This window comes from Caballeronia sp. LZ001 (assembly GCF_031450875.1).
Classification (GTDB): Bacteria; Pseudomonadota; Gammaproteobacteria; order Burkholderiales; family Burkholderiaceae; genus Caballeronia.
This window is the reverse complement of sequence record NZ_JARTVX010000003.1, coordinates 1185340-1211524: the sequence shown is the minus strand read 5'-3', so window position 1 is coordinate 1211524 and position 26185 is coordinate 1185340. Positions and strand designations below refer to the sequence as shown.

23 protein-coding genes are annotated in these 26185 nt (G+C 61.3%); 13 read left to right on the top strand and 10 right to left on the bottom strand.

Annotated elements, in window-relative coordinates; translation table 11 throughout:
* Window positions 1–439: 439 nt before the first annotated feature.
* Genes P9292_RS09990 through P9292_RS09970 form a run of 5 tightly spaced genes read left to right on the top strand, consistent with a single transcriptional unit; the run spans window position 440 to window position 6959 of the window.
* Window positions 440–2044 carry an ABC transporter substrate-binding protein gene (locus P9292_RS09990; RefSeq protein ID WP_309958719.1) on the top strand — a complete coding sequence of 535 codons (1605 nt, stop codon included), beginning with the start codon at window positions 440–442 and terminating at the stop codon, window positions 2042–2044.
* A gap of 10 nt (window positions 2045–2054) precedes the next feature.
* Complete coding sequence (locus tag P9292_RS09985; protein ID WP_244830895.1) at window positions 2055–3035, top strand: ABC transporter permease; 981 nt, start codon at window positions 2055–2057, stop codon at window positions 3033–3035.
* A 44-nt stretch (window positions 3036–3079) separates the two neighbouring features.
* A complete protein-coding gene (locus P9292_RS09980; protein ID WP_309958718.1) occupies window positions 3080–4030 on the top strand; it encodes an ABC transporter permease in 951 nt (316 codons plus the stop codon).
* An 11-nt stretch (window positions 4031–4041) separates the two neighbouring features.
* Window positions 4042–5730 carry an ABC transporter ATP-binding protein gene (locus P9292_RS09975; protein ID WP_309958717.1) on the top strand — a complete coding sequence of 563 codons (1689 nt, stop codon included), beginning with the start codon at window positions 4042–4044 and terminating at the stop codon, window positions 5728–5730.
* Between the two features lie 29 nt (window positions 5731–5759).
* Window positions 5760–6959, top strand: a complete 1200-nt coding sequence (locus P9292_RS09970; protein WP_244830892.1) for an acyl-CoA dehydrogenase family protein — start codon at window positions 5760–5762, stop codon at window positions 6957–6959.
* 107 nt (window positions 6960–7066) lie between these two features.
* Here P9292_RS09970 and P9292_RS09965 read toward each other — a convergent pair whose 3' ends face one another.
* The 3 genes from P9292_RS09965 to P9292_RS09955 form a co-directional block, all read right to left on the bottom strand.
* The gene (locus tag P9292_RS09965) at window positions 7067–8479 is read right to left on the bottom strand and encodes a cytochrome-c peroxidase (RefSeq protein WP_409015152.1); all 1413 of its coding nucleotides are present in this window, start codon (window positions 8477–8479) and stop codon (window positions 7067–7069) included.
* Window positions 8480–8576: 97 nt separating this feature from the next.
* The gene (locus tag P9292_RS09960; RefSeq protein WP_309958716.1) at window positions 8577–10259 is read right to left on the bottom strand and encodes an alkaline phosphatase family protein; all 1683 of its coding nucleotides are present in this window, start codon (window positions 10257–10259) and stop codon (window positions 8577–8579) included.
* 173 nt (window positions 10260–10432) lie between these two features.
* Entirely contained in the window at window positions 10433–11308 is an 876-nt protein-coding gene (locus tag P9292_RS09955) for an aldo/keto reductase family oxidoreductase (RefSeq protein WP_250527617.1), read from the bottom strand.
* Between the two features lie 90 nt (window positions 11309–11398).
* On the opposite strand from P9292_RS09955, the gene P9292_RS09950 reads away from it, so the two are divergent.
* Together P9292_RS09950 and P9292_RS09945 are read left to right on the top strand one after the other, a co-directional pair.
* Window positions 11399–12061: a TetR/AcrR family transcriptional regulator gene (locus tag P9292_RS09950; RefSeq protein ID WP_250469255.1), complete on the top strand. Its 663-nt coding sequence runs from the start codon at window positions 11399–11401 to the stop codon at window positions 12059–12061.
* 85 nt (window positions 12062–12146) lie between these two features.
* Entirely contained in the window at window positions 12147–12791 is a 645-nt protein-coding gene (locus P9292_RS09945; protein ID WP_309958715.1) for a DsbA family oxidoreductase, read from the top strand.
* 17 nt (window positions 12792–12808) lie between these two features.
* On the opposite strand, the gene P9292_RS09940 is transcribed toward P9292_RS09945, so the two are convergent.
* The gene (locus P9292_RS09940; protein ID WP_244830887.1) at window positions 12809–13282 is read right to left on the bottom strand and encodes a hypothetical protein; all 474 of its coding nucleotides are present in this window, start codon (window positions 13280–13282) and stop codon (window positions 12809–12811) included.
* A 213-nt stretch (window positions 13283–13495) separates the two neighbouring features.
* Between P9292_RS09940 and P9292_RS09935 the strand changes: the two genes are divergently transcribed.
* Complete coding sequence (locus P9292_RS09935; RefSeq protein WP_309958714.1) at window positions 13496–14692, top strand: L-dopachrome tautomerase-related protein; 1197 nt, start codon at window positions 13496–13498, stop codon at window positions 14690–14692.
* Window positions 14693–15053: 361 nt separating this feature from the next.
* On the opposite strand, the gene P9292_RS09930 is transcribed toward P9292_RS09935, so the two are convergent.
* Window positions 15054–16538, bottom strand: coding sequence for an MmgE/PrpD family protein (locus P9292_RS09930; RefSeq protein ID WP_309958713.1), 1485 nt, complete (start codon window positions 16536–16538; stop codon window positions 15054–15056).
* A 157-nt stretch (window positions 16539–16695) separates the two neighbouring features.
* The gene (locus tag P9292_RS09925) at window positions 16696–16824 is read right to left on the bottom strand and encodes a hypothetical protein (protein WP_309958712.1); all 129 of its coding nucleotides are present in this window, start codon (window positions 16822–16824) and stop codon (window positions 16696–16698) included.
* Between the two features lie 22 nt (window positions 16825–16846).
* Here P9292_RS09925 and P9292_RS09920 point away from each other — a divergent pair, with 22 nt between their 5' ends.
* The 3 genes from P9292_RS09920 to P9292_RS09910 are packed head-to-tail and all read left to right on the top strand — an operon-like array spanning window position 16847 to window position 19022.
* Window positions 16847–17128, top strand: a complete 282-nt coding sequence (locus tag P9292_RS09920; RefSeq protein WP_309958711.1) for a DUF3649 domain-containing protein — start codon at window positions 16847–16849, stop codon at window positions 17126–17128.
* Window positions 17071–18741: a PepSY-associated TM helix domain-containing protein gene (locus tag P9292_RS09915; protein WP_409015141.1), complete on the top strand. Its 1671-nt coding sequence runs from the start codon at window positions 17071–17073 to the stop codon at window positions 18739–18741. The genes P9292_RS09920 and P9292_RS09915 overlap by 58 nt, the downstream gene beginning before the upstream one ends.
* The gene (locus tag P9292_RS09910; protein WP_244830883.1) at window positions 18738–19022 is read left to right on the top strand and encodes a DUF3325 domain-containing protein; all 285 of its coding nucleotides are present in this window, start codon (window positions 18738–18740) and stop codon (window positions 19020–19022) included. Before P9292_RS09915 ends, P9292_RS09910 begins: the two co-directional genes overlap by 4 nt.
* Before the next feature lie 28 nt (window positions 19023–19050).
* On the opposite strand, the gene P9292_RS09905 is transcribed toward P9292_RS09910, so the two are convergent.
* On the bottom strand, window positions 19051–21069 hold the full coding sequence (locus tag P9292_RS09905; RefSeq protein WP_309958760.1) for a TonB-dependent receptor domain-containing protein: 2019 nt from the start codon (window positions 21067–21069) through the stop codon (window positions 19051–19053).
* A 371-nt stretch (window positions 21070–21440) separates the two neighbouring features.
* Between P9292_RS09905 and P9292_RS09900 the strand changes: the two genes are divergently transcribed.
* On the top strand, window positions 21441–22577 hold the full coding sequence (locus tag P9292_RS09900) for a porin (protein WP_309958710.1): 1137 nt from the start codon (window positions 21441–21443) through the stop codon (window positions 22575–22577).
* 137 nt (window positions 22578–22714) lie between these two features.
* Complete coding sequence (locus P9292_RS09895) at window positions 22715–23332, top strand: hypothetical protein (RefSeq protein WP_309958709.1); 618 nt, start codon at window positions 22715–22717, stop codon at window positions 23330–23332.
* A gap of 61 nt (window positions 23333–23393) precedes the next feature.
* Here the strand turns inward: P9292_RS09895 and P9292_RS09890 are convergent, their stop codons facing one another.
* From P9292_RS09890 to P9292_RS09880, 3 genes are all read right to left on the bottom strand, one after another.
* Window positions 23394–23561: a hypothetical protein gene (locus tag P9292_RS09890; protein WP_250469264.1), complete on the bottom strand. Its 168-nt coding sequence runs from the start codon at window positions 23559–23561 to the stop codon at window positions 23394–23396.
* Between the two features lie 385 nt (window positions 23562–23946).
* Window positions 23947–25626 carry an ATP-binding protein gene (locus P9292_RS09885; protein ID WP_309958708.1) on the bottom strand — a complete coding sequence of 560 codons (1680 nt, stop codon included), beginning with the start codon at window positions 25624–25626 and terminating at the stop codon, window positions 23947–23949.
* 135 nt (window positions 25627–25761) lie between these two features.
* Entirely contained in the window at window positions 25762–26154 is a 393-nt protein-coding gene (locus P9292_RS09880) for a hypothetical protein (RefSeq protein ID WP_309958707.1), read from the bottom strand.
* Window positions 26155–26185 lie beyond the last annotated feature (31 nt).

Sequence of the window (26185 nt, the reverse complement as noted above, 5' to 3'; positions counted from 1 at the left end):
TCGCTGCAAGAGGACATTAGGTGATTGGAAGAATGTCGTATCCCTAATCTTTTTCGATCTGTTCGCTTCACCACACGATGACCCGAGCGAGACGGTAAAAGCCGGTTGGCGTTGAAATCCCTGAGAGGGGAATATGAAAGGAAACCGAAGGGCGATGCCTCGGCGTCATCGCTTGCATGGAATTAGATCGGAACCCGAAACAATCTTCAGATGCGACGAAATTCATCGCATCAATGCCATGGATTCATGTCTGACGATTAGGCGAAGTCGTCCTTGCACTCCCAATCCCGTCATAAGCTTTCCACCCGTTCGTGCTTTTGCATATGCAAATCGATTCGTTCGCGTCCGCGTGACGGCGTTTTAACGTGTGCGCTGCGGCAGCAGCCCAGCAACGCCGCCAAGATCATCGACGACAGACGAAACAAAGGAACGGCAATACATGGCAGGCATCGATCGACGGGGATTTCTCATTTCATCGGGCGCGGCGCTCGCGTCCGCAAGCCTGTCCTCACTGGCGTTCGCTCAGGGCGACGCCGGAAGTCCGAAGCGCGGCGGCACGCTCAACATGCTGATCAATCCCGAGCCGCCCGTGCTCGTATCCATCTTTCAGACGACGGGGCCCGCGCTCGTCGCCAGCTCGAAAGTGCTGGAAGGCTTGCTCGCCTACGACTTCGATCTGAAACCGAAAGCGCAATTGGCGACCGCATGGAACGTAAGCCCGGACGGTCTCAAGTACACGTTCACGCTGCGCGAGAACGTCAAATGGCACGACGGCCAGCCGTTCACCTCGTCCGATGTCGCGTTTTCCATAGATTTGCTCAAGTCGATCCATCCTCGCGGGCGTAGCACGTTTGCCAACGTGGTGAAGGTCTCGACTCCCGATGCGCGCACCGCCGTGATCGAATTGTCGAAGCCCGCACCGTATCTGTTGAAGGCGTTGTCGGCGGGCGAATCGCCGATGATCCCGAAGCATCTCTACGCCACGGGCGACCCGCTCTCGAATCCGCACAACAACGCACCCGTCGGCACGGGACCGTTCCGCTTCAAGTCGTGGACACGCGGCGCGAATATCGTCTATGAGCGCAACCCGGACTACTGGGATGCGGGCAAGCCGTATATCGATTCGCTCGTGTTCAAGGTCATTCCCGACGCGGCGGCGCGTTCCGCTGCGTTCGAAACCGGCGCGCTCGATCTCGGCGGCGAGAATCCGGTGCCGCTCACGGACTTGCCGCGTCTTGGGCAACTGCCGCAGCTTGCCACGGAAACGCGCGGGTATCGTTTTCTTCAGCCGCAATCGGAGATCGACTTCAATCTCGATCATCCGATCCTGAAGGATCTGCGCGTGCGTCAGGCCATTGCGCACGCCATCAATCCGCAGATAGTGCAGCGCACGATTGCATACGGTTACGCCGATATTTCGCCGACACCGATCACGCCTGCATCGCCCTATCACGACGCCAAGATCACGCCCTATGCGTTCGATACGGCGAGCGCCGAGAAGCTGCTCGATGCGGCGGGTTATCCGCGCAAGAACGGCGGGCCGCGTTTCAGTCTCACGCATGACTTCCTGCCTTATGGCGATATGCATCGGCGTCAGGCGGACTATGTGAAGTCGGCGCTCTCGCGCGTGGGGATCGACGTGACAGTGCGCTCGCAGGACTTGCCTTCGTTCCTGAAGCGCGTGTATGCGGACCGCCAGTTCGACTTCACCAGCATAGGCGTGAATACGCTGTTCGATCCGAGCGTGGGCGTGCAGCGTCTTTATTGGTCGAAGAATATTCGTCCGGGCGTGCCGTTTTCCAATGCGCCGCACTACAGCAATGCAGAAGTCGATACGCTGCTCGAATCGGCATCCGTGGAAACGGATGAAGGCAAACGGGTCGCGCTTTATCAGCAGTTCCAGCAGATCGTGAATCGCGACTTGCCTGTTCTGAACCTCATCGCGCCGCGCATGATCACGGTCGCCAACAAGCGCGTGCATAACCACACGGTGTCGGCGCAAGGTCTGGAAGGCAATCTCGCCGATGTCTGGCTGAGCGCGTGAAGGCATCCACATGAGCCGACGCACGCGCCTCGCCGCCATCGTTCGCCGCACGGCCTGGCAAGCCGTGCCGACGATGCTTGCCATCGTGATCCTCAACTTCTTCCTGCTGAAGCTCATGCCGGGCGATGCCGCCGATGTCATCGCGGGAGAGTCCGGCTCGGCCACGACGGAGAGCTTGCAAGCATTGCGCGCGAAGTTCGGTCTCGATCAGACGGTGCTCCATCAGTTGTGGTCGTATCTCTCGCATCTCGCGCACGGCAGTCTTGGTTTCTCGCCGCGTTACGACGCGCCCGTCATGCAGCTAATTCTTTCGCGGTTGCCCAATACACTCATTCTGATGGGCGCGGCACTTGGCATTGCAATCGTGGCGGGCATCGTACTCGGCGCGGTCATGGCGCATTGGGCCGGCAAGTGGCCGGACCGTGTACTGTCCGTGCTTGCATTGTTGCTCTATTCGACGCCGGGCTTCTGGATCGGGCTTCTCGCCATCGTGCTGTTCTCGGTGCATCTCGGCTGGCTGCCGAGCGGCGGCGACGTGACGGTTGGCGCGAACCTGCATGGCTTCGCTTATCTGGCCGATATCGGCAAGCACGTGCTGTTGCCCGCGGTCACGCTCGCCACGTTCTTCGTCGCGATCTATGCGCGTCTCACGCGCGCCGCCATGCTCGAAGTGCAGCGGCAGGACTTCGTGCGCACGGCGCATGCAAAAGGTTTGCATCCGTTGCGCGTCACCGTGCGGCATGTGCTGCGCAATGCGCTGATGCCGCTCACGACGATGGTCGGCATTCACTTCGGTACCTTGCTCGGCGGCGCGGCCGTGACCGAGACGGTGTTCAGTTGGCCAGGGCTTGGCCGCCTCGCGCTCGATGCCGTCATGGCGCGCGACTTCAGCGTTCTGCTCGGCGTGCTTCTGCTTTCGTCGCTGCTCGTGATCGTGGCGAACGTGGTGGTCGATCTGTTGCAGGCATGGCTCGATCCGCGTATAGCCTGATACGCCCGGCACGCCCGACACGCCTGACATTCATTCGAGGACGCATGGCTTCCGATTCCCCCGAACTCGTTTCATCCCATGCCTCGCCCTGGCGGCGTCAGCTCGCGGGCGCGTTGTTCGGCACCCGCCGTGGTGAAGGCGCACCCACGGCCCGCGCGCGGCGTGGCGCATGGCACGCGTTATTGCGCAACCCTTCGGCGCTTGCGGGACTCGTGTTGCTCGCGGCGTTCATCGTGCTTGCGTTGAGCGCGCCGCACTTCTATCCGGGCGATCCGCTCGACATGGTAGCGGTTCCATTCGAATGGCCTGGCGCCGATCCGATGTATCGCCTCGGCACCGATTCGCTTGGCCGAGATGTCGCCGCGGGCGTAGCCCACGGCACGCGCGTGTCGCTACTGATCGGCGCATCGGCGGCTGCGATCGGCTTGTTGATCGGCACGCTCGTGGGCGCTATCGGCGGCTTCTTCGGCGGTCTCGTCGATGATCTGCTCGTGCGTATCACCGAACTCTTTCAGACCGTGCCGTCGTTCCTGCTCGTGATCGTGATCGTCGCTATAGGACGGCCCAGCGTGACGATCATTGCGCTTGCCATCGGCATTGCTTCGTGGCCCACGGTCGCGCGAATCGTGCGTGCCGAGTTCCGCGCCTTGCGTCAGTCGGACTTCGTGCTTGCGGCGCGCAGCCAGGGCTTCAGCAACGCGCGCATCATCTTCGGCGAGATTCTGCCGAACGCGTTGCCGCCGGTGATCGTCACTGCATCCGTGATGGTGGCGAGCGCCATCCTGATCGAATCGTCGCTTTCGTTTCTCGGCATGGGCGACCCGAACGTCGTCACGTGGGGCGGCATGATCGGCGCGGGACGCGATTCACTGCGTACCGCGTGGTATCTGACGGCGATACCGGGCGCGGCCATCGTGCTCGCCGTGCTCGCATTGAACCTGCTCGGCGATGGGCTCAACGACGCACTCAACCCGCGCATGCGCGAACGACCATGACGAGGCGCGACGTGGCTAATCTACTTGAAGTGCGCGACCTGCGCGTGAGCTTCGGCGCGCAACACGCGGTGCGCGGCATCGACCTCGATATCGCGGAAGGCGAGACGCTGGCGCTCGTCGGCGAATCGGGCTGCGGCAAGTCCGCGACCGCGCTTTCGCTCATGCGTCTCGTGCCGGAGCCCGGCCGCGTGACGGGCAGCGTGCGTTTCGACGGACGCGATCTGCTTGCGCTGGCCCCACGTGAAATGCGTGCGATGCGCGGCCGACAGATATCGATGATCTTCCAGGAGCCGATGACATCGCTCAATCCGGTGCTGTCGATCGGCGCGCAGATCGTCGAGACCTTGCGGCAGCATGAGGCGCTCTCGAAGGAAGCCGCGCATAGACGTGCCATCGAATTGCTCGACCTCGTGCATATTCCCGAGCCGCAGCGGCGCGTGTCCGACTATCCGCATGAGCTTTCGGGCGGGCAACGTCAGCGCGTGATGATCGCCATGGCGGTGGCGTGCAGGCCGCGTCTTCTCATCGCCGATGAACCCACCACCGCGCTCGATGTGACCATTCAGGCGCGCATCCTCGAATTGCTCGCGGAGCTGCGGCGCGAACTCTCGATGTCGTTGTTGCTCATCACGCACGACCTCGGCGTCGTCGCGAACCATGCGGACCGGGTGGCGGTGATGCTGGCGGGCGAGAAGGTCGAGGAAGCGAGCGTGGAGCAGCTTTTTACCGCGCCCAGCCATGCCTATACACGGGGATTGCTCGGGGCCTCGTTGAATCTGTCCGGCGAGTTGCATTATCGCGAGTGGAAGCTGCCGGAGATAAGGCACACCGTCACCGACGACGGTAAGCCCGTCTTCGACGTTACGCCGCTTGCGCCGCATCGGATCGTGCCGACCGCACAGGCGGACGATGTGCCCTTGCTTTCAGTGCGGGATTTATCGGTGCATTACGCGCATCGTCATGGCAAGGACTTGCTGCGTGCGGTCGATGGCGTGTCGTTCGACATCGCACGCGGTGAGACGGTCGGTCTCGTTGGCGAATCGGGTTGCGGAAAGTCCACGCTATCGAAGGCGATCATGCGGCTCGTGCCGTCCGCTGCCGGCGCGATCCAACTGCGCGGCACCGACCTCGCACCGCTTTCCGAACGTGCCTTGCGCCCGCTGCGCCGTCAGGTGCAGATGGTGTTCCAGGACCCGTATGCGTCGCTCAATCCGCGCCGTAGCGTGGGTGAAATACTCGAAGCGGTGCTCGAAGTAAATGCCATCGGCGATGGCAAGACACGGCGTGCACGCGCTGCGGCCATTCTCGATCGCGTCGGTTTGCCCAGTGCCGCGCTCGGGCGCTATCCGCATGAATTTTCGGGCGGTCAGCGTCAGCGCATAGGCATTGCGCGTGCGCTGATTCTCGAACCCGCGCTTCTCATCTGCGATGAACCCGTGTCCGCGCTCGACGTATCCATACAGGCGCAGATTCTCAATCTGCTGGTCGAACTCAAGCGCGATCTCGGGCTTGCGTATCTCTTCATCTCGCACGATCTTTCGGTGGTGCGCTATATCGCGGACCGCGTGCATGTGATGCAGGGCGGACGCATCGTGGAGAGTGGACATCATCGCGAGATATGGCGAGCGCCGCGGCATGCTTATACGCGCACGCTGCTCGAAGCCATTCCGGTAAAGCAATTCGATGCGGAAGCCGCATGACACAGAACCATTCAAACAAGGAAGAAGGTATGTCACAACAGGACCCGCGCCAGGCCGCGCTCGATGCGCTGCCCACGCTCGCCGAGGCGATCGGCGAAGATGCGGCCGCACGCGAGGTGCGCCGCGAGTTGCCCTTCGAGGGCTTCGCATTGTTTCGTCAGTCGGGTCTTGGCAAGCTGCGCTTGCCCGTGGAATGGGGCGGTCTCGGCGGGTCGCTCGAAGACGTGTTTCATGTGATCGCCACGCTTGCCGCGCATGAAAGCAATGTCGCGCATGCGCTGCGTATTCACTTCGACCAGACCGAAGCGCTGTTGCTCTCGCCCCGCACGCCGTTCAACGAATTGCAGATCAGGCGCGTGGTGGATGGCGCGATCTTCGGCGGAGCTTCGACCGAAGCGGGCACGTCGCGTCCCGGCGAGATCACGACCCGTTTGCAGCGCGACGGGGAACACTTTCGCCTGAGCGGCCGCAAATATTACTCGACGGGCACGGCGTTCTCGGACTACGCGCGCCTCAACGTGCAGGACGAAAACGGCGATGCGGCCGTTGCCATCGTACCCGTGCAACGTGAGGGTTTTCGCGTGATCGACGACTGGGACGGCATGGGCCAGCGCATGACGGCAAGCGGCAGTCTCGAGTTCGACAATCTGCTCGTGCATGCCGATGAAGTCACGCCGCGCGTGCAATCGACGCTCACGGGACGTCATGGCGGCGCGTTGCGTCAGTTGCATCTCGTGACGGTGGCGGCGGGCATCGTGCGCAATATCGTCGCGGATGCAAAGCGTTATGTGCTGAAGCATGGCCGGCCGGTGATGCACAGCACCGCGCCCACCGCGCGCGAGGATGCGTTCATTCAGCAGGTGATCGGCGAACTGAGTGCGCATAGTCACAGCATCGATGCACTGGTGCGCGAAAACGCGCGCGAGCTGGAGCGTTCCGCACAAGCCATTCGCAATGGCGTTGCGAATGCCGAGGCGCTCGTGCTCGAAGGCGCGCTTGCGACGGCGCGCACGCAGATCGTGGTCAGCAAGCTCGCGCTGTTTGCAGGCGAGCGGATGTTCGAGGCGGGCGGTGCATCGGCGACTTCCCGGGCGCATAACTTCGACCGGCACTGGCGCAATCTGCGGACCATCTTCAGCCACAATCCGCTGCTGCACAAGGCACGCGTGATCGGTGACTACGAATTGAACGGCGTGACTACCCATTTGACCGAAGGGAAGGTTTTCTAAGCTGCATTGAAGCCGTTCACCGGACGAGGCACGGCGACGTGTCCAGCGCTCGCGTGGGTTTCAGCGCAAATCGCCTTCATCACGAGGCGATGAAGCCATCGCAAAGCTCAGGGCTTGTAGCCGTCGTTCAACGTCTGCAGGAACGCGACGATGTCGCGAATATCCGCGTCCGTCATCGCGGGCTTGTCGCCGAACTTGCGGTCGAACGGCGCGTCCTTGTCATCGATATTCGCGTGATACTGCGGCGGCAGATCGTCGTACTTACGCACCGCGCCCTTCGCGTCTTTCGAATAGAACTTTTGCGGCGCGGTATTGCGCTCGTTGTAGAAGGCCATCACGTCGTCGAGCGAATGATAGATGCCGTTGTGAAAGAACGCGTGGCGCGTAGCGACGTTGCGCAGCGTCGGCGTGAGGAACATGCCGCAATACTGCGTCTGGTCGCGCAGATCGTCACGGAAAGGTCCGCATACGCCCATGTCGAAGAACTTCGGATCGTGATTGATCGCGAGCTTGTCGTTGCGCGGCACGCCAAGCGACTCGTACTGATAATCCGTGAACATGGGCGGCAGGCCATCGCCGCCAGGCTTCGACAAATGGCATCCCGCGCAATTGGCCTTGGCGGGATCGTTGAAGAGGTGCAGGCCGTGCAACTCCGCTTGCGTGAGGCGCGTCTTGCCTTCGAGCCAGTAGTCGTACTTGCTCGTATAAGGATGAAACGCCTGTTCCTCAACCTGATAACGCGCCACCGCGAACATGGCTTCCGACACGGCCAGGCCGCGCGTATCGAAGATGCGCGGGCCGAAGAGCTTTTCGAATTCGCCTTTGTAGGCCGTATGCGCTAGCTTGCCGGACACTTCGTCGAGACTCGTGTTCGCCATCTCGACCGGGTTCAGCATGGGACCGGATGCCTGTGCCTGCAAGGTATCCGCGCGGCCGTCCCAGAACAGGCCGCCTTGTGGAACCAGCGCGGGTGCGGCGGGCGCCACGCCTGCGGTCTTCGTGGCGCGTTGCGTGCTTTTGGCCTGATCGGCGAGTTGCGCGAGATCGGGCGGGGCGTCGGCATCGCCTGCATCGGGACCAATGCTGAAGTTCGGTTGCCGATACAGATACATGAGCGAAGGCGGCGGCCGATAACCCTGCAAGCTCAAATGCGGTCCGCCTTCCTGCACGGACAAATCGTTGGATGGCCCGAACGAATGGGCCGGGTCATGGCATGACGCGCACGACTGCTTGCCGGATGCGGAAAGCGTCTTGTCGAAGAAGATGTTCTTGCCGAGTTGCGCGACCGCACTCAGTTGCACGGCGGGCGGACGCTGCAAGACAACCGGCGCGGGATTCGCGCCGGTCAGGTTTTCCACGATCTCGCCGACGGCCGCAGGCACATGTGATGGATACATCAACGCAAACGCACCGAACGCGCCTGCGGCGATCACGAGGGCAGCAACGCCGCGTAACGCATGACGCCTGAGCGGCGGCTTGTGAGGGGAACGACCGAAGGCGGGTTCGACAGTAGCGGACATGTGCGGATGAGTTCGGAAAAACGCGATGTCGCCGGCGAGCGGCGACACGATACGAGTGGCGATGGCGCGCATTGAATGCGCGCGCCATGCGTCACCTTCAGATTGCGGGCACCGATGCGACCGGCGAACCGAGCGACTGATCGACGAAGACCTTCGGGTTGTTGCCCTTGCCCGAGAAGTCGAACATGCCCATGATGCTGCCGGCCGTGGCGTCGAACGAACCGCTGCCGAGACGCGTCGAACCAAGCCAGTTGTCTTCGATGAAGCGCACCACCGAAGCCTGCGAGATCGCCGTGTGATCGACGTAATTCACCTTCGCCCAAGGCGAGATTACGAGAAACGGAATGCGCGTGCCCGGACCGCAGCGGCCATTCACCGCGCCGCCGTTCACGCCGACAGGCGCCGCGCCCGAGCCGCATTTGCCCGCACCGTTCAACTGGTCGGCTTGCGGATCGAACGACGATGAAGTCGGTACCGCATAAGCGTGGTCGTACCAGCCATCCGAGTCATCCCATGCAACGATCACGGCCGTCGTGTTCCAGTCCGGCTGTTGCTGCAGGAAGTTCACGATCTTCGACGTGAAAGCCTGCTCGTCGAGCGGATCGGAATAGCCCGCATGGCCGTCCTGGAACGCGGGCGCCTTGATGAAGCTCACCGAAGGGTAGTTGCCGGCCTTCACCGCAGCGAAGAAGTCGTCGCTATCGTATTCGTGATTCGCGGGCTCGGCGGTCTTGCCATCCGCCTCCAGCGACGAACCGATGGCCGCCGTCGAACTCGGACGCAAATGCTGCGGATTCGCCGTCGACGCGTAGTACTGGAACCAGTTGTGATGTGCAACGTAGTCGGCCGTGGATGCATTGACCACGTTCGAGAAAGTCGCGCGCTTGCAACCGGTCGAGCCGTCGCTGTTCACGGTGGCGAGATTGAAACCGCCCATGAAGCCGCCCCACGTGATGCTCTTCGCATTGAGCAAGTCGCCGATGTTCTTCGAGGTCATCAACGCCTGATCCGTCGTGCTCGAACAGACGTCGTTGGCGGGATCGACGTCGTTGATCATCGAGAAGCCGCCTTGACCGTCGGCGACATAGTACGAGCCCGATGCCGTCGTCAGGTTGAACACGGGCTTGCTCGTCTTCACGATCTGCATGCCGTTGTTCTGGCCGGAGACGACTTCGAGCGCGCCGGGCGTGGACGGGCCGTAGGTGTCGGTGTACGCGTTGTCGCTCATCGCGAAGTTTTGCGCGTAGTTCCACAACGCGGCGACCGTGTTGCCGTCGTAATAGCCCATGACCTGGCCTGCCGTGCCGAATGCACCCGCGCCGCCGCTCGAACCCTTACCCGTGTATTTCGGGAAGAGATCGGCTGCACCGTTGTTATAGGCTTGTTGTTCCGCGGTGTAAGCGTGGTTCTGGTCGGCGGTCGCGGCTTGCGTGCGATCGAGGCGGAACGGGTTCGCGGCAGCCGCGCCGTTCAGCGTGTTGACGACGTTCGGGTTGGCCGTAAGCAGCGTGCCAGTGAGGCCATTGACCGTCGGCGTGCCGGCGGCCGCCGTGAAGGCGGGCTCGCCTGCGGGGTTGGCGGCGTTCGGGTAGGTTGCGAAGTAGTGATCGAACGAGACGTTCTCGTTGAAGATCACGACTACGTGCTTGATGGGCGTGGCGGTGACGAGCTTGTTTTGCGCGCTCTGTTGAGCGTTGTTGTCGTGATCGCTGCCGCAGGCGTAGAGGCCGAAGGCGGCGATCGCGGCCGATGTTGCGACCATGATGGCTCGACGAAACATGAAGGAACTCCGGGGGTCGATGTGATTTTGTTTGATGAGGCGCAAAGGCTTCTCCTCGACGCGGATTACAACACTCGCGTGTTGCGCGTCGAAGTCGAAGCGCTTTCGCACCTCTTACTTCACATTGACGATTCGGCGTATTCCGGCGTGTTTCCGATCTGACTCCGTAAGGCTTATTTCGCGGCAGCCCCGATGCCGTTCAGTTCCTCGATCACTTCCGGCGACAATTCGAGGCCCGCACTTTCGATGTTCTGCCGCAAATGCGCGCGTGAGGACGTACCCGGAATGAGCAGGATGTTTTGCGAGCGTTGCAGAAGCCATGCAAGCGCTACTTGCATGGTGGTGGCGCTCACCTGTTGCGCGACGCGATTCAAAATGTCGGATTGCAAGGGCGAGAAGCCGCCGAGCGGAAAAAACGGCACATACGCTATGCCTTGCTGCGCAAGATGATCGATCATGGCGTCGTCGCCGCGATGCGCGAGGTTGTACTGGTTCTGCACGCAGACAATAGGCGTGATGCTCTGTCCTTGCGCGAGTTGCTTCGCCGTGACGTTGCTCAGGCCGATATGCCGGATGAGGCCCTTGCGCTGCAATTCCGCAAGCGTCGTCACCTGTTCCTCGATATCGCCTTCAGCGGGACCGGCTATGTCGAACATGACGCGCATGTTCACGACGTCCAGCACGTCGAGGCCGAGATTGCGCAGATTGTCGTGCACGGCAGATTCGAGTTCGGCGGGAGACCGCGCGAGATTCCACGATGCGTCGTCGCCGCGTTTGGCCCCCACCTTGGTGACGATCACGAGATCGTCGCGATACGGATAGAGCGCTTCACGAATCAGTCGATTGGTCACGTGCGGGCCGTAGAAGTCGCTCGTGTCGAGATGCGTGATGCCGCTGTCGATCGCTTCACGCAGCACTGCGATGGCTTCGTCTTGGTCCTTGGGCGGGCCGAACACATGCGGCCCTGCGAGTTGCATGGCGCCGTAACCCATGCGCGTCACGGACGATTCGCCGAGTTGATAGAGGCCAGCGCGGTTTGCGTCGGTCATTGCAATGCTCCTTGCATCCGTCGATGCGAAATGGATTCTTGAAACTGCTCGTCTATAATACGAATAATCCTTCAGATCGTGCATTCGCATATGTCGAGCGACAACAAAACCGCGTTGAAGCCCCGCAAGCTGCCGCGCCAGGCGCGTTCGCAGGCCACCGTCGATGCAATCTTCGACGCCACTATTCAGGTTTTGCTGGCCGATGGTTTGCAGCGGCTCACCACCATTCGCGTGGCCGAGAGGGCCGGTGTGTCCATCGGCACGTTGTATCAATACTTTCCGCACAAGCAGGCGTTGTTGTTCGCGGTGCTGGAGCGGCATCTCGGCAGAGTAGGCGACGTGCTCCAGCAGGCGGCGGAGTCGGTGCATGGCGAGTCGCTGGCGACCATGGTGTCTACAGTCGTGGAGGCATTCGTACGCGCAAAGACCGCACGTATAGATGAAGCGCGCGCGCTGTATGCGGTCGCGGCCGAACTCGATGTGCGGGAGCTTGCGCAAGGCGCGGAACGCCGAAGCCGCGCGACGCTCGTTGCCATGCTTGCGACAGCGTCGGACGCCATCTTCGACGATCTCAATACCACTGCCTTCATGCTCGCGGCGGCGATGGTTGGACCCACGCGCTTGATGGTCGAAGGCGGAGCACCGCGCGCCATGTTGCGGGCCCTGCCGCGTCAACTCGAGTCGCTATGTCTGGGCTATCTGGAGCGAGAGGCAAGGCCGCGCGCGCGGTTGAAGCGCACCGGCGCTTCGTGAGTACGGCGTGCATGGGGCGGAGTTAGCCAGCCTTCGAGTTTTGAGCTAGGCTTGGTGTCTCGACTCAACTCATGGCTGCAAAATCATGTCTCGTCCCCTGCAAATCGACTTCGTCTCCGACATCGCGTGCCCGTGGTGCGCCGTTGGTCTTTCATCATTGCAACGCGCGCTGGAACGCCTAGGCGATACCGTCGATGCAACCATCACGCTGCATCCGTTCGAACTGAACCCGGACATGGGTCCGGAAGGCGAGCGTATTGTCGATTACCTGGGCAGAAAGTACGGCCGCACGCCCGAGCAAATAAAGGAAGCGCAAGCGATGATCCGCGAGCGTGGCGCGAGCGCCGGCTTTACCTTTGGTCAGCGCGATCGGGTGTACAACACATTCGACGCGCATCGGTTGCTGCATTGGGCGCGTATCGAAGGCAAGCAAGTGCCGCTCAAGCTCGAGCTCCTGCGTGCGTATCATTCCGATGGTAAAGACCCGAGCAATCAAGATGTATTGATCGAAGCCGCCAAGGCCGTCGGACTCGACGGCAACGCCGCGCGTGAAGTGTTGACGAGCGGTGCGTATGCGAACGAAGTCCGAGACGAGGAACGCGAGTTCCAGCGACTCGGCATCAGTTCGGTGCCCGCGATCATCTTCGATCGACAATATCTCGTGAGCGGTGGCCAGCCCGTGGAAGCGTTCGAGGAGGCCATCCGCAAGATCGTCGCCGAGGCGCAGTAAGGAAACGAAGGGCGCGCTTACTTGGCTGCGCCGACGAGCGAGAAAGCGTCCCAGGTCGGATCGATAGGCGTGTGCGGATTGTGCGTGAGCGCTTCAGCCACGAGCGGTTCGCATGCGCCGTAATCCGAACCGACACTGTCGCTATGCGCTTGTGGGAAGTTCACGCCCGTGACCTGACCGCCCCAACGATTGACGGTCGCGGTCATGCTGCACTTGCCAGCCCCACCCACCTTCAAATCCAGCACGAGCGCGTTCAAGTCGAGCGCCGCATCGGAGTTGGAAAAATTCCACTGCACTTCCATACGGTCGCTTGGGCTATTGCGATCCACAAGCTTCATGGTCTTGTCGGGAATGCCGACGGACTGCACCAGATCGAGCACATTGGAGCCGATGAGCGCGCCGTCGGTGTTGCGGGCTTCATGCGTTCGAATGGCGCTACATCCTGTCAGCAACGTGAAAAGAAAAGCGAAAGCGATCGTCAAACGTGACATGCGGGCTCCTTTCGATGAGCGTATCGATTGATGAAACGGCGCGCGTCCCTCGAATGGTGCAGGATTGCCGAACGACGCGAACCGCTTGAATACTGGTGCGACACCGCTGCTGCGGGCTGGTTCCAAACTTGCGGCATCGGTGTATGTGTTGAACACGGGTTACTCGCTTTCAACGCGCCACGGAAACAGTCCAAGCCATGCGAAGGAGACTTGATGCACAACGATGAATCACGACAATCGAACATGCGGCGACGCGTGCTTGCTTCCATCGGCGCGGGTTTGCTCGGCACGATGAGTGTGGGTGCAGCGACGCAGACGGCATTTGCTGCAGGTGCAAAAAACGCGCCTCGTCTGGAAACCGTGGCAACTTTCGACGATGATTTTCGTCTCGTGGGAATCGGCGTATCGAAGGAGGGGCGTGTGTTCGCCACGGCGCCGGCTTCGGCGAAGCGATCGCGTTACAGCATGGTTAAAGTCGATACGAAGACCGGCGCGCTCACGCCGTTTCCCGACGAAAGCTGGAATGTTTTCAAACCGGATGAAGATGGTTCGCATCAGTGGATCTCGGTACAAGCGCTATGGGTCGATGAACAGGACCATCTGTGGGCGCTCGACTCGTCGCTGACATCGGTCGATCAGACACGTCAGCCACCGAAGCTGATCGAGTTCGATCTGGCTACGAAGAAGATCGTGCGTCGGTTCGACTATGGCAGTGTGGTGACGCCGAAGGACTCGCTCAACGACATTCGCGTCGATCTGAAACACGGCTACGTGTATTTGAGCAATGCTGCAAATCAGGGCGGCGTGGCAGTGACGAACCTTGCAACTGGCGAGTCGCGTCTCGTGCTCGCGGGCGACAAGTCGAGCGTGTCGGACCCGCAGCAGCATCTCATGTTCCGCGATCAGATTGCGCGCAAGGGCGATGGCAGCGTCCTCGTCTTACAGACCGATGGCATTGCGCTTTCGCCCGATCGCGAATGGCTTTATTACCGGCCGCTCACGGATCACCATTATTGGCGAGTGCCGACCAAGGCGCTTACCGATACGTCGCTTTCTGCTGACGCCCTATCGAAGAAGGTGCAGTTTCTCGGCGACGGCGCGTTGACCGGCGGTCTCATCATGAGTCCAGCTGGCGTGCTATACGGTGGCGATCTGGAGAACAGGACCGTGGTGGGCTTCGATGTCGTCGAGAAGAATGGCAAGCCCGGGCTCGTGCAGAAGACGCTGGTAGGCAAGCATCCGCAGCTTTCATGGGCAGATGGCTTTGCTATTCAAAACGGCTACTTGTATATCGCGGATTCGCATTTGCATGAGTTGAACAACTTCTCCAATCCTTACCCGCGCGAAGGCAAGTTCGCGATCTTTCGCGTGCGCTTGCCGAAGCAGCCGGCGCATGGGTTGGCGGGTTGAGTTTAGCCTGGCGGTTGATGCTGCGGCTCATCGACGGATTGCCTCAAGCGAGTCAAGCAAGGGCCACGCACTTGCCAGTTCGCTTCGCATTTCGTCGATGAGCCATTGCGCGATCTGCCGCGCATGCTCCGAAAAACTCGACGAGCGATGTTCGACCACACCAGTGACAACCCTTCGCTACATGACGACTCCGTGCTGGCACCACCTTGCCTTCGTTAAGCGGTGCCGCTATTGCCAGCAACCATCCGGGGACAATGCGACGCACAGAGTTCGAAACTGCGTGGACTGAAGGGCAGTCGGTCAGGTCGGTCGATGAGGTATCGGTTTGGAGAATTTGCTTGGCTGAGTCGGTATTCACGATTCAACGTGGAAGCGCCGCCAACGCAATATCTCCGGCGTTCCCTAATTGCTCGACCTGCCAGCATTTATCCATCAACGCGCGAGTTTGCTCGGGCGAGAGAATCCCATCGGCGAGATCGGAGAACTTCTTCTCCAATTGCTGATCGGTCATCGGCACTTCGGTACTGCCGATAGCGTGCTGAATATACTTGTGCAGCTTGCGGCCGTCCTTCAGCACGATCGTCATGTCGACCTGTTCCGGTTTTATCGCGGGATCGATGATCGCATTCACCTTGTCGCGCAACGCGATGGTGTTCGGGTCGCGCACCTTCGCATCGCTGAACTGCTTCTCACCGGCCGCGCCGTCGATTATCGCAATCGCTACCGCATGATAGATGCTGAACTTTCCTTCGAGCCCGATCTGCGGCGTCTTCTTCCCCGTCAACTCAAGGACGAGAGGATGCACGCGAAGATCGATACGTTCTATTTGATCCGCTTGCAGCTTGTTTTCGTTGCGAAGCTGAATTGCAGCGTCTATTGCCGGATGAATGACGATGCCGCATGCAAACGGCTTGTACGTATTCAAGGTCGATTCGTAATGCGATCCCAGACCTTCGGTAATCTCGCGGTAATCCTGCTTCGTACTGATGGTGTTGGCCCATCCGCGCTTGGCTTCGATCATGCCGTCAGAACTCGTGTAATCCCTTGCCGCCAATAAGGCCGCGAAGATGCCGTTCGCGGCGGCACGCCCCGGATTGAAGCTCTTGTTCATCGAGCCGAATGACTCGCGCAGTCCTACCGGTTGCGACGCTGCAAGTCCCAGCGCCCATACCATTTGCTGAACGCTCAGTCCCATGAGCTTGCCGGTCGCGGCGGCCGAACCGAATACGCCGCATGTTCCGGTGATGTGCCAGCCGACATCGTAGTGGTTGGGATACACGGCATTGCCAATGCGCAGTTCGGTTTCGACACCCAGCACGAGTGCGTTGAGGAAGTCCTTGCCCGACACCGGTTGGTATTGCGAGAACGCGAGGATCGCGGATGCCACGGGACCCGCTGGGTGAATGATCGTCTTGAGATGCGTGTCGTCGTAGTCGAAGATATGACTGCTGACGCCATTGATAAACGCCGCGTTCATGATGTCGAAGCGCTCGGCGCGGCCCAGCAGATTGGCTTGTGGCGGACCCGAGAATGGCGTGAGCGCGGCGACGGCGCGACTGACGGTTTCATCGTGCGAGCCGCCCACCGCGACGCCGACCCAGTTCATGAGCGTGCGCACGCCTTCCTTGCATGCTGGCGCGGGCAAGTCTTGATAGCTCGTCTTGCAGATGAACTCCGCAAGTATGCGTGTGACTTTCGGCGGGCGGGCGTTGGATGCGCTTGCGGGTGCAGGTGAAGAAGCCTTAGCCGCGTTAGATTGCGCGAACGCGGCCGGACTGACGGTAGCCGATGCCAAGGCACTCGCTGCGCTGGTCTTGAGAAAATTACGACGGTCGAATGCGGACATTTTCTTTGTCTCCTTGAGTACTCATGCCGTGAAAGATGGCTCGGTATCGCGGCGAGCAGGTTTCGCTCCCGAAGAGATCAGACTCACGGTCCTCCAGCGTGATAGGACCTTTCCTTGACAGCCTCGTTCAGCAACTGTTATTAATAATGGTTATCATTTAGCCTGAATCGATCACGCCGCTGGCTTGCGTGACCATGGCGCTTGCAACTTCTGCTCGGCCATCTGTTTCGATGCCTTCGGCGTCGGTCACACGGCGCGTGTCCGCGACGGGACACAGCGCACTCATGAACTCAAGGATTCGCCAGCCAATGACTGGTTTGATTACCAACCGAATTGCCCGCGTGGGGCCGCTCGTATCGCGCATCGTCTGTGCGATGTTCGGCGGTTACGCGCTTGCCGCCCTGACGAGCGTCGCCGCGCTCGCGCTGCCGATGAGCAAGCCACAAGCGGTGCTCACCGGCATGCTGGCAAGTTTCGTCGTCTACGTATGCGCGGTGATCTGGGTCTTCGCGGTGCGGAGCGCAACGCGCGCATGGTTCGGATTCCTTATCGTATCGATACCGCTCCTGATCGCGGCGTGGTCGGTATGAAGGCAGACGTCAAACCGCGCGGCATCCGCCAGAGCATGTCGGACCTGCATACATGGGCCGGTCTGCTCGTCGGGTGGATTCTCTATGCCATGTTTCTCACCGGCACGGTCAGCTACGACAAGGACGAGATCTCGCAGTGGATGCGCCCGGAAGTCGCGCATCAAAAGGTCTTGCCCGACGCGGCATCCGCTGCCGAACGCGTCGCCGCGACGCTCGGCACCATCGCTGCGGGAAGCTCGCAGTGGAGCTTCGACTTGCCGAACGATCGCAGCAGCGTGATGGGATCGTTCTGGCGCACGCCGGGCGCGGCGCAGGGCCGGCGCACGTTTTCGGAAGCGAGCTTCGATCCTGCAACCGGCCAGAAAGTGACTACGCGCGAGACGCTCGGCGGTGACTTCTTCTACCGCTTTCATTTCCAGTTTTACTACATGCCCGCGCTGTGGGGACGCTCGATTGCAGGCTTCTGCGCGATGTTCATGCTGGTCGCAATCGTAAGCGGCGTCATCACGCACAAAAAGATTTTCATCGACTTCTTTACGTTTCGATGGGGCAAGGGACAACGCTCATGGCTCGACGCGCACAATGCGCTGTCGGTGTTCGGCCTGCCGTTCCACTTGATGATCACCTACACCGGTCTCGTTACGTTGATGGCGATGTACATGCCGTTCGGCGCATCGGCCGCATTCAAGACGCCCGCGGAACGCCAGCAGATGACGGCGCAACTGAGCGCATTCATTCAACCGGGCAAGCCCGATGGAACGAAGGTTCCGCTCGCGCCCATCGCTCCGATGGTGCGCGAAGCCGAAGCGCGCTGGGGCCGGGAAAATGCGGGACGAGTGACGATCACGAATCCGGGCGACGGCGCGGCACGCGTGGCCGTATCGCGTGGCGATGCGGTGCGTGTATCGATGAGTCCGCAGTATCTTCTCTTCGATGGCGTGACGGGCAAACTCATCGACGTGAAAGACAGCGTGGGCGCAGCCGCCGAAACGCGCGGTGTGCTCTATGCGTTGCATCTCGGGCGCTTCAGCGGTCTGCAACTGCGCTGGCTGTATTTCATCGTCAGTCTCGCGGGCACGGCGATGGTCGGCACCGGCCTCGTCATGTGGACGGTCAAACGCCGTCAAAAGCTGCTCGATCCGACGCGGCCATACTTCGGCTTCTGGCTCGTCGAGCGGCTGAATATCGCGAGCATTGCGGGACTTTCCATCGCCATGACCGGATATCTGTGGGCGAATCGACTATTGCCCGTGTCGATGCACGACCGCGCCGAAGCGGAGATCAACCTGTTCTTCGCCATCTGGGCGGCAACGTTGCCGTGGGTGTTCGCGCGGCCCGCGAAGCGCGCGTGGATAGAACTGCTTTGGCTTGCGGCTGCCGTGCTCGCGCTCTTGCCGGTGCTCAATGCCTTCACGACGCAAAGGCCGTTCTGGCGAAGTGTCCCGGAAGGCGATTGGGTGTTCGCCGGATTCGATCTGATGATGTGGGCGTTCGCCGCGTTGCATGCCGCATTGGCGATACGCACAGCACGTCACACGCCGCGCGTGAAGCCCGCGAGAACCGTCGACGAGCGCAAGGTGACGATGAAGGAAACCGAGGAGGAAAGCACGTGACGCAGGGAATCGCCTTGCTGGTCTGCGTCGTGTCATTCGCGTTTCTTGCGCTGGCAATGGAGCGGCATCAAGAGACCCTCTTCGGACGCGAGCTGTCACGCGGTCAGTCGCGCGCGTTTCGCACCGCCGGATGGTGCGGCCTCGTGCTCGCGCTTCGATACCTCGTCGGCGGCGAAGGCTGGGCGCTCGGACTCGTGAGCTTTAGCGGATGCACGAGCCTTGCCGCAGGCATCGTATATGGCGCGCTCATCTTGCTTGAGCGACGCGAGGTTCGTGGATGAATGAAGCATCGCCCACGCCTCGCATCCATCAAAACGCCGTGCGTAATCCGATCATCACGCTACGACCGCCTTCAGGCGCGATGTCCCTTACGACCGAACTCGCGTAACGCACTTCCTGATTCGTCAGGTTCTGTCCGCGCACGTAAGCGAGCCAGTCCGTTGGTCCGACGCGGAACTTGTACGTGAGCGTGAGCCCGAGCGTCGTGTAGCTTCCCGTCGGCAGATCGTTCTCCGGCACGCGATGCTGCGCCCACGCGTGAACCATTTCCGCGCGCGCGCCGTAAGGACCGTAGCCGTAGTCGAGCGCGAGCGTCGTGCGCAACGGCGAGATGCGCGGCAAGGCTTCGCCGGTATCGACATTACGGGCATGCGTGTAATCGGCGACGACTTCCACATCGAGCCGATGCGCGCCTTGATCGAGCACGCGCCATTTGCCATCCAGTTCGATGCCGTAAAACTCCGCGCGCACGCCGCGATAAACCGCTTCGTCGAGCGCGTCGTCGGTGCCTGGCGCCACGGGCGTGTCGTCGTCGTTGACGAGACGGCCCGTGTTGAACTCGGTCAGATAGTTGCGAAAGCGGCTGTAGAACACGCCCGCGCTGCCTTTGTTGGGACCGCTCGCGAAGCGCAAGGACACGTCGGTGGACACGGCCTTTTCCTTCTGCGCGTCCTGATTGCCGATCAGGTACTGACCGGTGGCATCGTGCGGACCGTTGGCGAAGAGTTCGTAGTAAGTCGGCGCCCGCTCCGTGTAGGCGAGATTGCCGACCACCGACCAGATCGGATTCAGCTTGAACAACGCGCCCGCGGACACGCTTCCCGCGTTGAAATCACGCGACATCGCCGATGCGAATTTCTCGTTGCCGCCCGCCGTCGGGTCGATCTTCACATGCTCGTAGCGTGCCCCGACGCTGAGCGTGAGCGCGTCGTTGACGGCCCATTCCTCGAGTCCGAAGAGCGCGGCGCTCGTCGTCTGCGATGTCGGCACGAGCGCTTCGTCGCCGAGCGCGGAAAACGTGTTTTGACTCAACTGCACGCCGATGGCGCCATCGGACGGACCGATCTTCTTGTGACGCGCCTCGATGCGCGCCTCGTAGCCGTGGTTACGAAAGGTCGTGCCAGTTTCGCCGTCGTCGATCTCCTTGTGTTCGTAATCGGTATAGCCGAAGTTGAACTTGAGCTGGCTGAACGGTCCTTGCAGATTGCGTATCTCCGATGCCGCCGTCACGTGATCCTGATGCATGCGCAGACGCACATCGTCTTCGGCGACCGATCCGTAGTTCGCTTCGTAGCCGTTGTAGCTCACACCCGCATATCCGTCGGCCCAGGTGTAGGACGTGCCGACCGCGCCGCCGTGCCAGCGCCCGTCGCTATTCGGGATGCTGCCGTAGGGCTCTTGCGCGTCCGGTCCGTCGAGCGCGCGCTGGCGATCCGAGTGCGTAAAGCCGGGGACGCGCTCCTTGCTGGTTTCGCGGTCGAAGGCATCGACGTGAAACGCGAACTGCCCGTTGCCGCCTTCCACGAGCGCCGCGCCCGCGCGCGCATCGTTGGCGCCGCCATAGCTGGCATCGGCCTGACCGGAGACGCCTTTGATCGGCTCGCGCGGAATGCGGTTGTCGATGGTGTTCACCACGCCGCCTATCGCGTTGCCGCCGTATAGCAGCGCCGCCGGTCCGCGCACGATCTCGACGCGCTCCACTGAAAGCGGATCTTGCGGGACGGCGTGATCGTACGAGAGCGACGACGCATCGAAGGCCGCGACGCCGTTTTGCAATATGCGGATGCGGTCGCCGTCCATGCCACGGATGATCGGCCGGCCGACCATCGGACCGTAAGTCGTCGTGGAGACGCCGGGCAGACCGTTGAGCGTCTCGCCGAGCGAATCGCCGCGTCGCAGAGCGAGGGCGTCGCCGTCGAGCGCGCTGGATGGCGACATCAACTGGTTCGATCCAAGCGGATTCGCCGTGACGAATACCGGCGTGAGCGCGGTGTCCGTTACGTTGCCGGCGGCCGTCTGGCCGCGTGCCACGGCGGTGACCAGCAGCATGCCGAGTGGCAAGAGGCGCTGTTTGCGCGGCGCTGGGTGAGCGAAAGGCGTGTGGTGCAAGATTCACTACTCCTGTCGAAATGATATAACGTTGCATCCGATGAGCGTACGGAGGCGTAAGGAACGGCATCCACCGCAGGCGGTGAGATGATATAACGTATCTTTACAAAAACGCCAGTGTCACGTGATCGACTAAACAACGCGCGTCAGTTGCGCAAAACACCACACCTTTTTGCGATGACTTGCCCCATCATGTCCGCTGCGATATTCGATGTGATAAAAGTCCGCGTGCTTTTTTCGATCGGCTTCACGAGAGCCATCGGCAAAGCGCGACATACAACATCGATCAAAGCATCCAGCTCACGACATCCATGAAGACGATCACATCGCGTGCCGTATCCGCCCTTGGCATCACGGCCATTGCAGTCGCCTGTCACACCGCATTCGCGCAAAGCTCGGTCACGCTGTACGGCGTCGCCGACGTCGGCGTGCGCTATCTCACCAACGCCAATGCCAACAACGACGGCAAGGTGTTCATGACCAACGGCGCAATCACCAATAGCCGGATCGGCTTGAAAGGCACCGAAGATCTCGGCGGCGGTCTCAAGGCGATTTTCCGTTTGGAAAGCGGCGTCGAATTGCAGAACGGCCAGTACTCGGATAGCCAGCGCGAGTTCAATCGCGCGGCGTATGTCGGTCTGTCGAACCAGTACGGCACGCTCACGCTCGGCCGCCAGAAGACGCCGCTTTTCGACATGCTTGGCGATACCTACGACCCGCTCACGGTCGGCAACTACTTCGAGAATGCGTGGTTGCCGGTCGCGCTCGGCGCCGGTCTCTATGCGGATAACGCGGTGAAGTACAACGGCACGTTCGCGGGCCTGACGGTCGCGGCGATGTACTCGTTCGGCACCAACTACACGTCGACGGGCGCGGGCGGCTTCTCGGGCCAGGTGCCGGGTCACATGGGCGCGGGCAACATGTACGGCTTCACGGCTTCGTATGTCGTGGGGCCGCTTGCCATCGGCGGCGGCTACCAGCAGAACAGCGACAACGCCAGCAACAAGCAGAAGATCTGGAACGCCAACGCGGTCTATACCATCGGTCAGGCAAAGCTCTACGTCGGCTATCTGCATTCGACGGATGACACCGGTTTCGTCGATAGCACGCTGTCGCAACGCGATCTCGTGTCGGGCGTGGATATCCTCAAAGGCTCGGGTCGTCGCGACGATGGTCCCTTCGCCGGCATCACCTATCAAGTGACGCCCGCGCTCTTGCTCACCGGCGCGTTCTACTACGACCACATGAAGAATGCGGCGATCGGCGGTGGAGAAGTCGGCAGCGGCAATCGCTATACGGGCGTGGCGGTCGCGGAATATGCGTTGTCCAAGCGCACCGAAGTCTACGGCACGGTGGACTTCAACAAGGTAACGGGCGCGGGCTTCGTGGAACTGCCGGGACGTTCGAATCAAACGGGCGTTTCCATCGGGCTGCGCAACATTTTCTAAGTGCTATCGATGACGGCGCGTTCGCACCGCGCCGTCGATGTCGCCTCTTGCGGGTGCGAATATTGCGATCTTTCGTGCTATTCGAAGAAGGACCGCAGTCAGCGCGCTTGCGCTGACTGCCCCTCACAGGAGACGACATGCCCGAGAATGAATCCCCCGATGTCTGCCGCATGGGTGTCGCGTTTATCGACGCCCAGTTGCAATCGCTCTATATCCACGCGGCGCTATTGAGCGGATGGATCGAGAATGGCGGTCCTCCACCCGATTTCAGCGGCGTGGAGCGGCTCCTGACGATGCGCCACGCGCATCCCGAAGCGCACACGCATAGTGAAGACGGCATGCCTGCCAAGCGCGCGCCGGACGATCCGCCGCCGTCGCTTCCGTCTCTCGACGATCCCGCCGATCGCATGGCTTTCGCGCTTCGCGTGCCGTCGACAAACGCGATTCTCGCCGTCGCCGATTTCTTCGATGCGCATCGCCTGTCCGGTTCGCGCACGCCCGAAGTGCAGTTTCTGATGCGTGTCCGCGATGCCGCCGTCAATGCCAATACCTTGCATGTGGAGACGGGCGTTTATCGTCCGCACGCGGCGTATGGCGGAATCATCATCGACGAAGCGCTCGACGGCGCACGGCTTTTCAGCGACGGAGAAAGGCCCGGCTTCATGGAATTTGGCGATACGGTGGGGTTACTGCGATATCTGCGCACGCTTCTGAAGAGCATGCAGACGGTGATCAGTTCAGGCGATGCAGGTTGAGCGCGGCAATCGGCGAGCATGAAGCCCGCATGAATGCCGCGCCCGGCATTCACGATCCTGCTTACTGCGATGCTGCGGCGGCCTTCTTTGCGTGATGCTTGTGGCTGTGCTTCTTGTAAGCAGGCCGCGGCTTGTTGTTCGGATATTGCGCTTCGGCGAACGACACGCTCGGTGCGAAGATAGCGGCGACCGCCAACAGGGCAACAGCTTTCTTGAGAGACATTTTCATCAGGAACTCGCAGAGAAGAAAGGCTTGGAAATGCGCGGCGGCGAGGCCTTCGCCGCATGCGCGGTGAGCACTGTAGAGACTGCGAAGCGGAGTGTAACTTGGGGAAAACATCAGCGCTCGTTAAAACAACAATGGCGTTGTTTTTTGCGGGACTGCCACGGAATTTGCACGCTTCCGGCGCACGTTTAGCGGTATTTCGTTAAACTCGACGAAAGCTCGCGCGCGCAAGCCACCTGTGGATTGCAATCGATACCGTCAGGAAAATCCATAGACGAGCGACTGGGAAACCGGCGAACTATCCCTCCATCAGTCCTTACCTTGTTTCCCTGCACTGCGGAAACGCTCAGTCGTTTTCTTGCAGCTGGCCGCGCAACGAGCCACAGCGCTAGTCGCCCAGCAACGTCTGTACGCCCTGCGCGAATTCATCGAGTAAGACGGGCTTGCGCAATACGATGGCGTCCTCGGGTAGCGTGGCCTTGACGGCATCGATATCGTCGTAGCCAGTCATGAACATCACCGGCAGACGCGGATGCGTTTCCGCGAGAATGCGCGCGAGCAAGCCGCCGTTCAAGCCCTGCATGGCCTGATCGGTCACAACGACATCGGGCGGCGAACGATCGATCGCTTGCAGCGCCGCAATGCCGCCACTCACCGCTTCGACATCGTAGTTCGCGTCGCGCAGCAGTTCAGATAACGCTTCGCGCACGTTGGCTTCGTCATCGACCAGAATGATGCGCACGCGCTTTCGCAGCGCGACCGGGCTCGCCGCTTCGCATTCGCCGTCAGCATCGCCCGCTTCCTGAACGGCCGTTCGCAGATACAGCGAGACGGTCGTGCCCGCGCCCGGTTCCGTGCCGATCCGCGCGATCCCGCCCGCCTTGAGCGCCACGCCATACACCTGCGAAAGCCCGAGCCCCGTGCCCTTGCCTTCGGGCTTGGTCGAGAAGAAAGGCTCGAACGCGCGCCGGGCGACTTCGGGCGGCATGCCGGGGCCGGTATCCGACACGCGCAGCTCCACGTAATTGCCATTCGCGAGATCGGGGTCGCCCTCGGCTTCGAAAACACGTGTGGCGACCTCTATTCGCCCGCGTCCTTGCATTGCGTCCCGTGCGTTGATGACGAGATTGAGCAGCGCCGCTTCGAGTTGCGTCGCGTTGGTCAGCACACGAACGCCTTCGGAGCGAAGCTGAAACGCAAGCTGGGTTTCGGGCCCGAGCACGCGCGCCAGCAGTTCCTTCATGCCGTGCACCGAACGCGTGACGCACAGCGACTCCAGTTCGACCGATTCCTGCCGGGAAAACGTCAGCAATTGCCTGATGAGCGCCGCGCCATGCGTGACCGCCTGCAGACCGTTGGCGCTCCAACGGCGCACCTGATCCGCATCGTGCGCGCGATGCTCGACGAGTTGCAGACACGTGCTGATGGTCTGCAGGAGATTGTTGAAGTCGTGCGCGATGCCGCCCGTCAACTGCCCGACCGAACCCACGCGCTGATTCTGCTTGAACGTTTCGTGCGCGGCGTCATCATCGGCGAGTGCGTCGGTGATCTTGCGCTGCAGCTCGCGTTTCTCCTCGCCGCGCTGAATGCCCATGCGCCGCAGCTTCAGCATGATGGCAGCCTGACGCGCGAGCGATTCAAGCGCCGTGCATTGTTCCTGGCTCAAGGCACGCGGCTCGCGGTCGATCACGCAGACGGTGCCGAGCGCGTGACCGTCGTCCGTGACGATAGGCGCGCCCGCATAAAAGCGGATATGCGGCTCGCCGAGCACGAGCGGGTTGTCCCTGAAACGCGGATCGAGCGTCGCGTCCTCGATCACCAGCAGCGAGGTCGGTTCCAGAATGGCATGCGCGCAGAATGCCTGATCGCGTGGCGTCTCGCGTGCGCCGAGACCGATGCACGCCTTGAACCATTGCCGGTCGCGGTCGATCAGCGAAACGAGCGCGATAGGCGACTGGCAGATCGTCGCGGCCAGCGTGGCGATGTCGTCGAAAGCGGGTTCGGGCAACGAATCGAGTACGTCGAAGCTTCGCAGCGTATAGAGACGTTCCGCTTCGGTGGCGGCCACGGCCGCGCCACTGTGCGTTGATTTGGGCATGAGTACGAGGGCAGAACGGGTAGCGAAAGGCGCTGACCGATCATGGGACGTGATCGTGCGCAGTCGCTCAGTGTACGCTGGTTCGCCGTGCGTTATCGGACAGGCTCAAGTCCGTGCAAGCGCGCTGCGCTTCGCTGGTTTGCGCCGTTTGCGCGCACCCGGCACGACGCCGATGCGCGGATCGCGAGCGAGTACGAGTTCCGCGAGCCGACGCGCCGTGTCTTCGAACGCCGGATCGTCCTGCGGCACGTAAAGCCATTTTCCGAGCACGGGATGTGGCTGCAAAGCCGGAACGTCTTCGATGAGCGCTGCATGATGCTCTTGCGAGGTGCATACGAGCACGCCATTCCATGGCTTGTCGCGGTCGGCGGCCACGAGACACATCAGTCCATCGATATACGCGGCGTCGGAACCGAACATGCGCTTTTGAATGAACGTGTCATCGCTCTCGAGCGGCTCGAAAACCCATAGCAGCGAATTGCGGACGGTGGAGGGCATGATGGCGGTCGCGAGCCTTGACGGTCTCCAT

Excerpts from the sequence above, each read along its gene's own strand:
- P9292_RS09990 (WP_309958719.1), top strand. The coding sequence starts at position 440 with ATGGCAGGCATCGATCGACGGGGATTTCTCATTTCATCGGGCGCGGCG.
- P9292_RS09985 (WP_244830895.1), top strand. The coding sequence starts at position 2,055 with ATGAGCCGACGCACGCGCCTCGCCGCCATCGTTCGCCGCACGGCCTGG.
- P9292_RS09980 (WP_309958718.1), top strand. The coding sequence starts at position 3,080 with ATGGCTTCCGATTCCCCCGAACTCGTTTCATCCCATGCCTCGCCCTGG.
- P9292_RS09970 (WP_244830892.1), top strand. The coding sequence starts at position 5,760 with ATGTCACAACAGGACCCGCGCCAGGCCGCGCTCGATGCGCTGCCCACG.
- P9292_RS09965 (WP_409015152.1), bottom strand. The coding sequence starts at position 8,479 with ATGTCCGCTACTGTCGAACCCGCCTTCGGTCGTTCCCCTCACAAGCCG.
- P9292_RS09960 (WP_309958716.1), bottom strand. The coding sequence starts at position 10,259 with ATGTTTCGTCGAGCCATCATGGTCGCAACATCGGCCGCGATCGCCGCC.
- P9292_RS09955 (WP_250527617.1), bottom strand. The coding sequence starts at position 11,308 with ATGACCGACGCAAACCGCGCTGGCCTCTATCAACTCGGCGAATCGTCC.
- P9292_RS09950 (WP_250469255.1), top strand. The coding sequence starts at position 11,399 with ATGTCGAGCGACAACAAAACCGCGTTGAAGCCCCGCAAGCTGCCGCGC.
- P9292_RS09945 (WP_309958715.1), top strand. The coding sequence starts at position 12,147 with ATGTCTCGTCCCCTGCAAATCGACTTCGTCTCCGACATCGCGTGCCCG.
- P9292_RS09940 (WP_244830887.1), bottom strand. The coding sequence starts at position 13,282 with ATGTCACGTTTGACGATCGCTTTCGCTTTTCTTTTCACGTTGCTGACA.
- P9292_RS09935 (WP_309958714.1), top strand. The coding sequence starts at position 13,496 with ATGCACAACGATGAATCACGACAATCGAACATGCGGCGACGCGTGCTT.
- P9292_RS09930 (WP_309958713.1), bottom strand. The coding sequence starts at position 16,538 with ATGTCCGCATTCGACCGTCGTAATTTTCTCAAGACCAGCGCAGCGAGT.
- P9292_RS09925 (WP_309958712.1), bottom strand. The coding sequence starts at position 16,824 with ATGAGTGCGCTGTGTCCCGTCGCGGACACGCGCCGTGTGACCGACGCC.
- P9292_RS09920 (WP_309958711.1), top strand. The coding sequence starts at position 16,847 with ATGACTGGTTTGATTACCAACCGAATTGCCCGCGTGGGGCCGCTCGTA.
- P9292_RS09915 (WP_409015141.1), top strand. The coding sequence starts at position 17,071 with ATGGTTCGGATTCCTTATCGTATCGATACCGCTCCTGATCGCGGCGTG.
- P9292_RS09905 (WP_309958760.1), bottom strand. The coding sequence starts at position 21,069 with ATGCTGCTGGTCACCGCCGTGGCACGCGGCCAGACGGCCGCCGGCAAC.
- P9292_RS09900 (WP_309958710.1), top strand. The coding sequence starts at position 21,441 with ATGAAGACGATCACATCGCGTGCCGTATCCGCCCTTGGCATCACGGCC.
- P9292_RS09895 (WP_309958709.1), top strand. The coding sequence starts at position 22,715 with ATGCCCGAGAATGAATCCCCCGATGTCTGCCGCATGGGTGTCGCGTTT.
- P9292_RS09890 (WP_250469264.1), bottom strand. The coding sequence starts at position 23,561 with ATGAAAATGTCTCTCAAGAAAGCTGTTGCCCTGTTGGCGGTCGCCGCT.
- P9292_RS09880 (WP_309958707.1), bottom strand. The coding sequence starts at position 26,154 with ATGCCCTCCACCGTCCGCAATTCGCTGCTATGGGTTTTCGAGCCGCTC.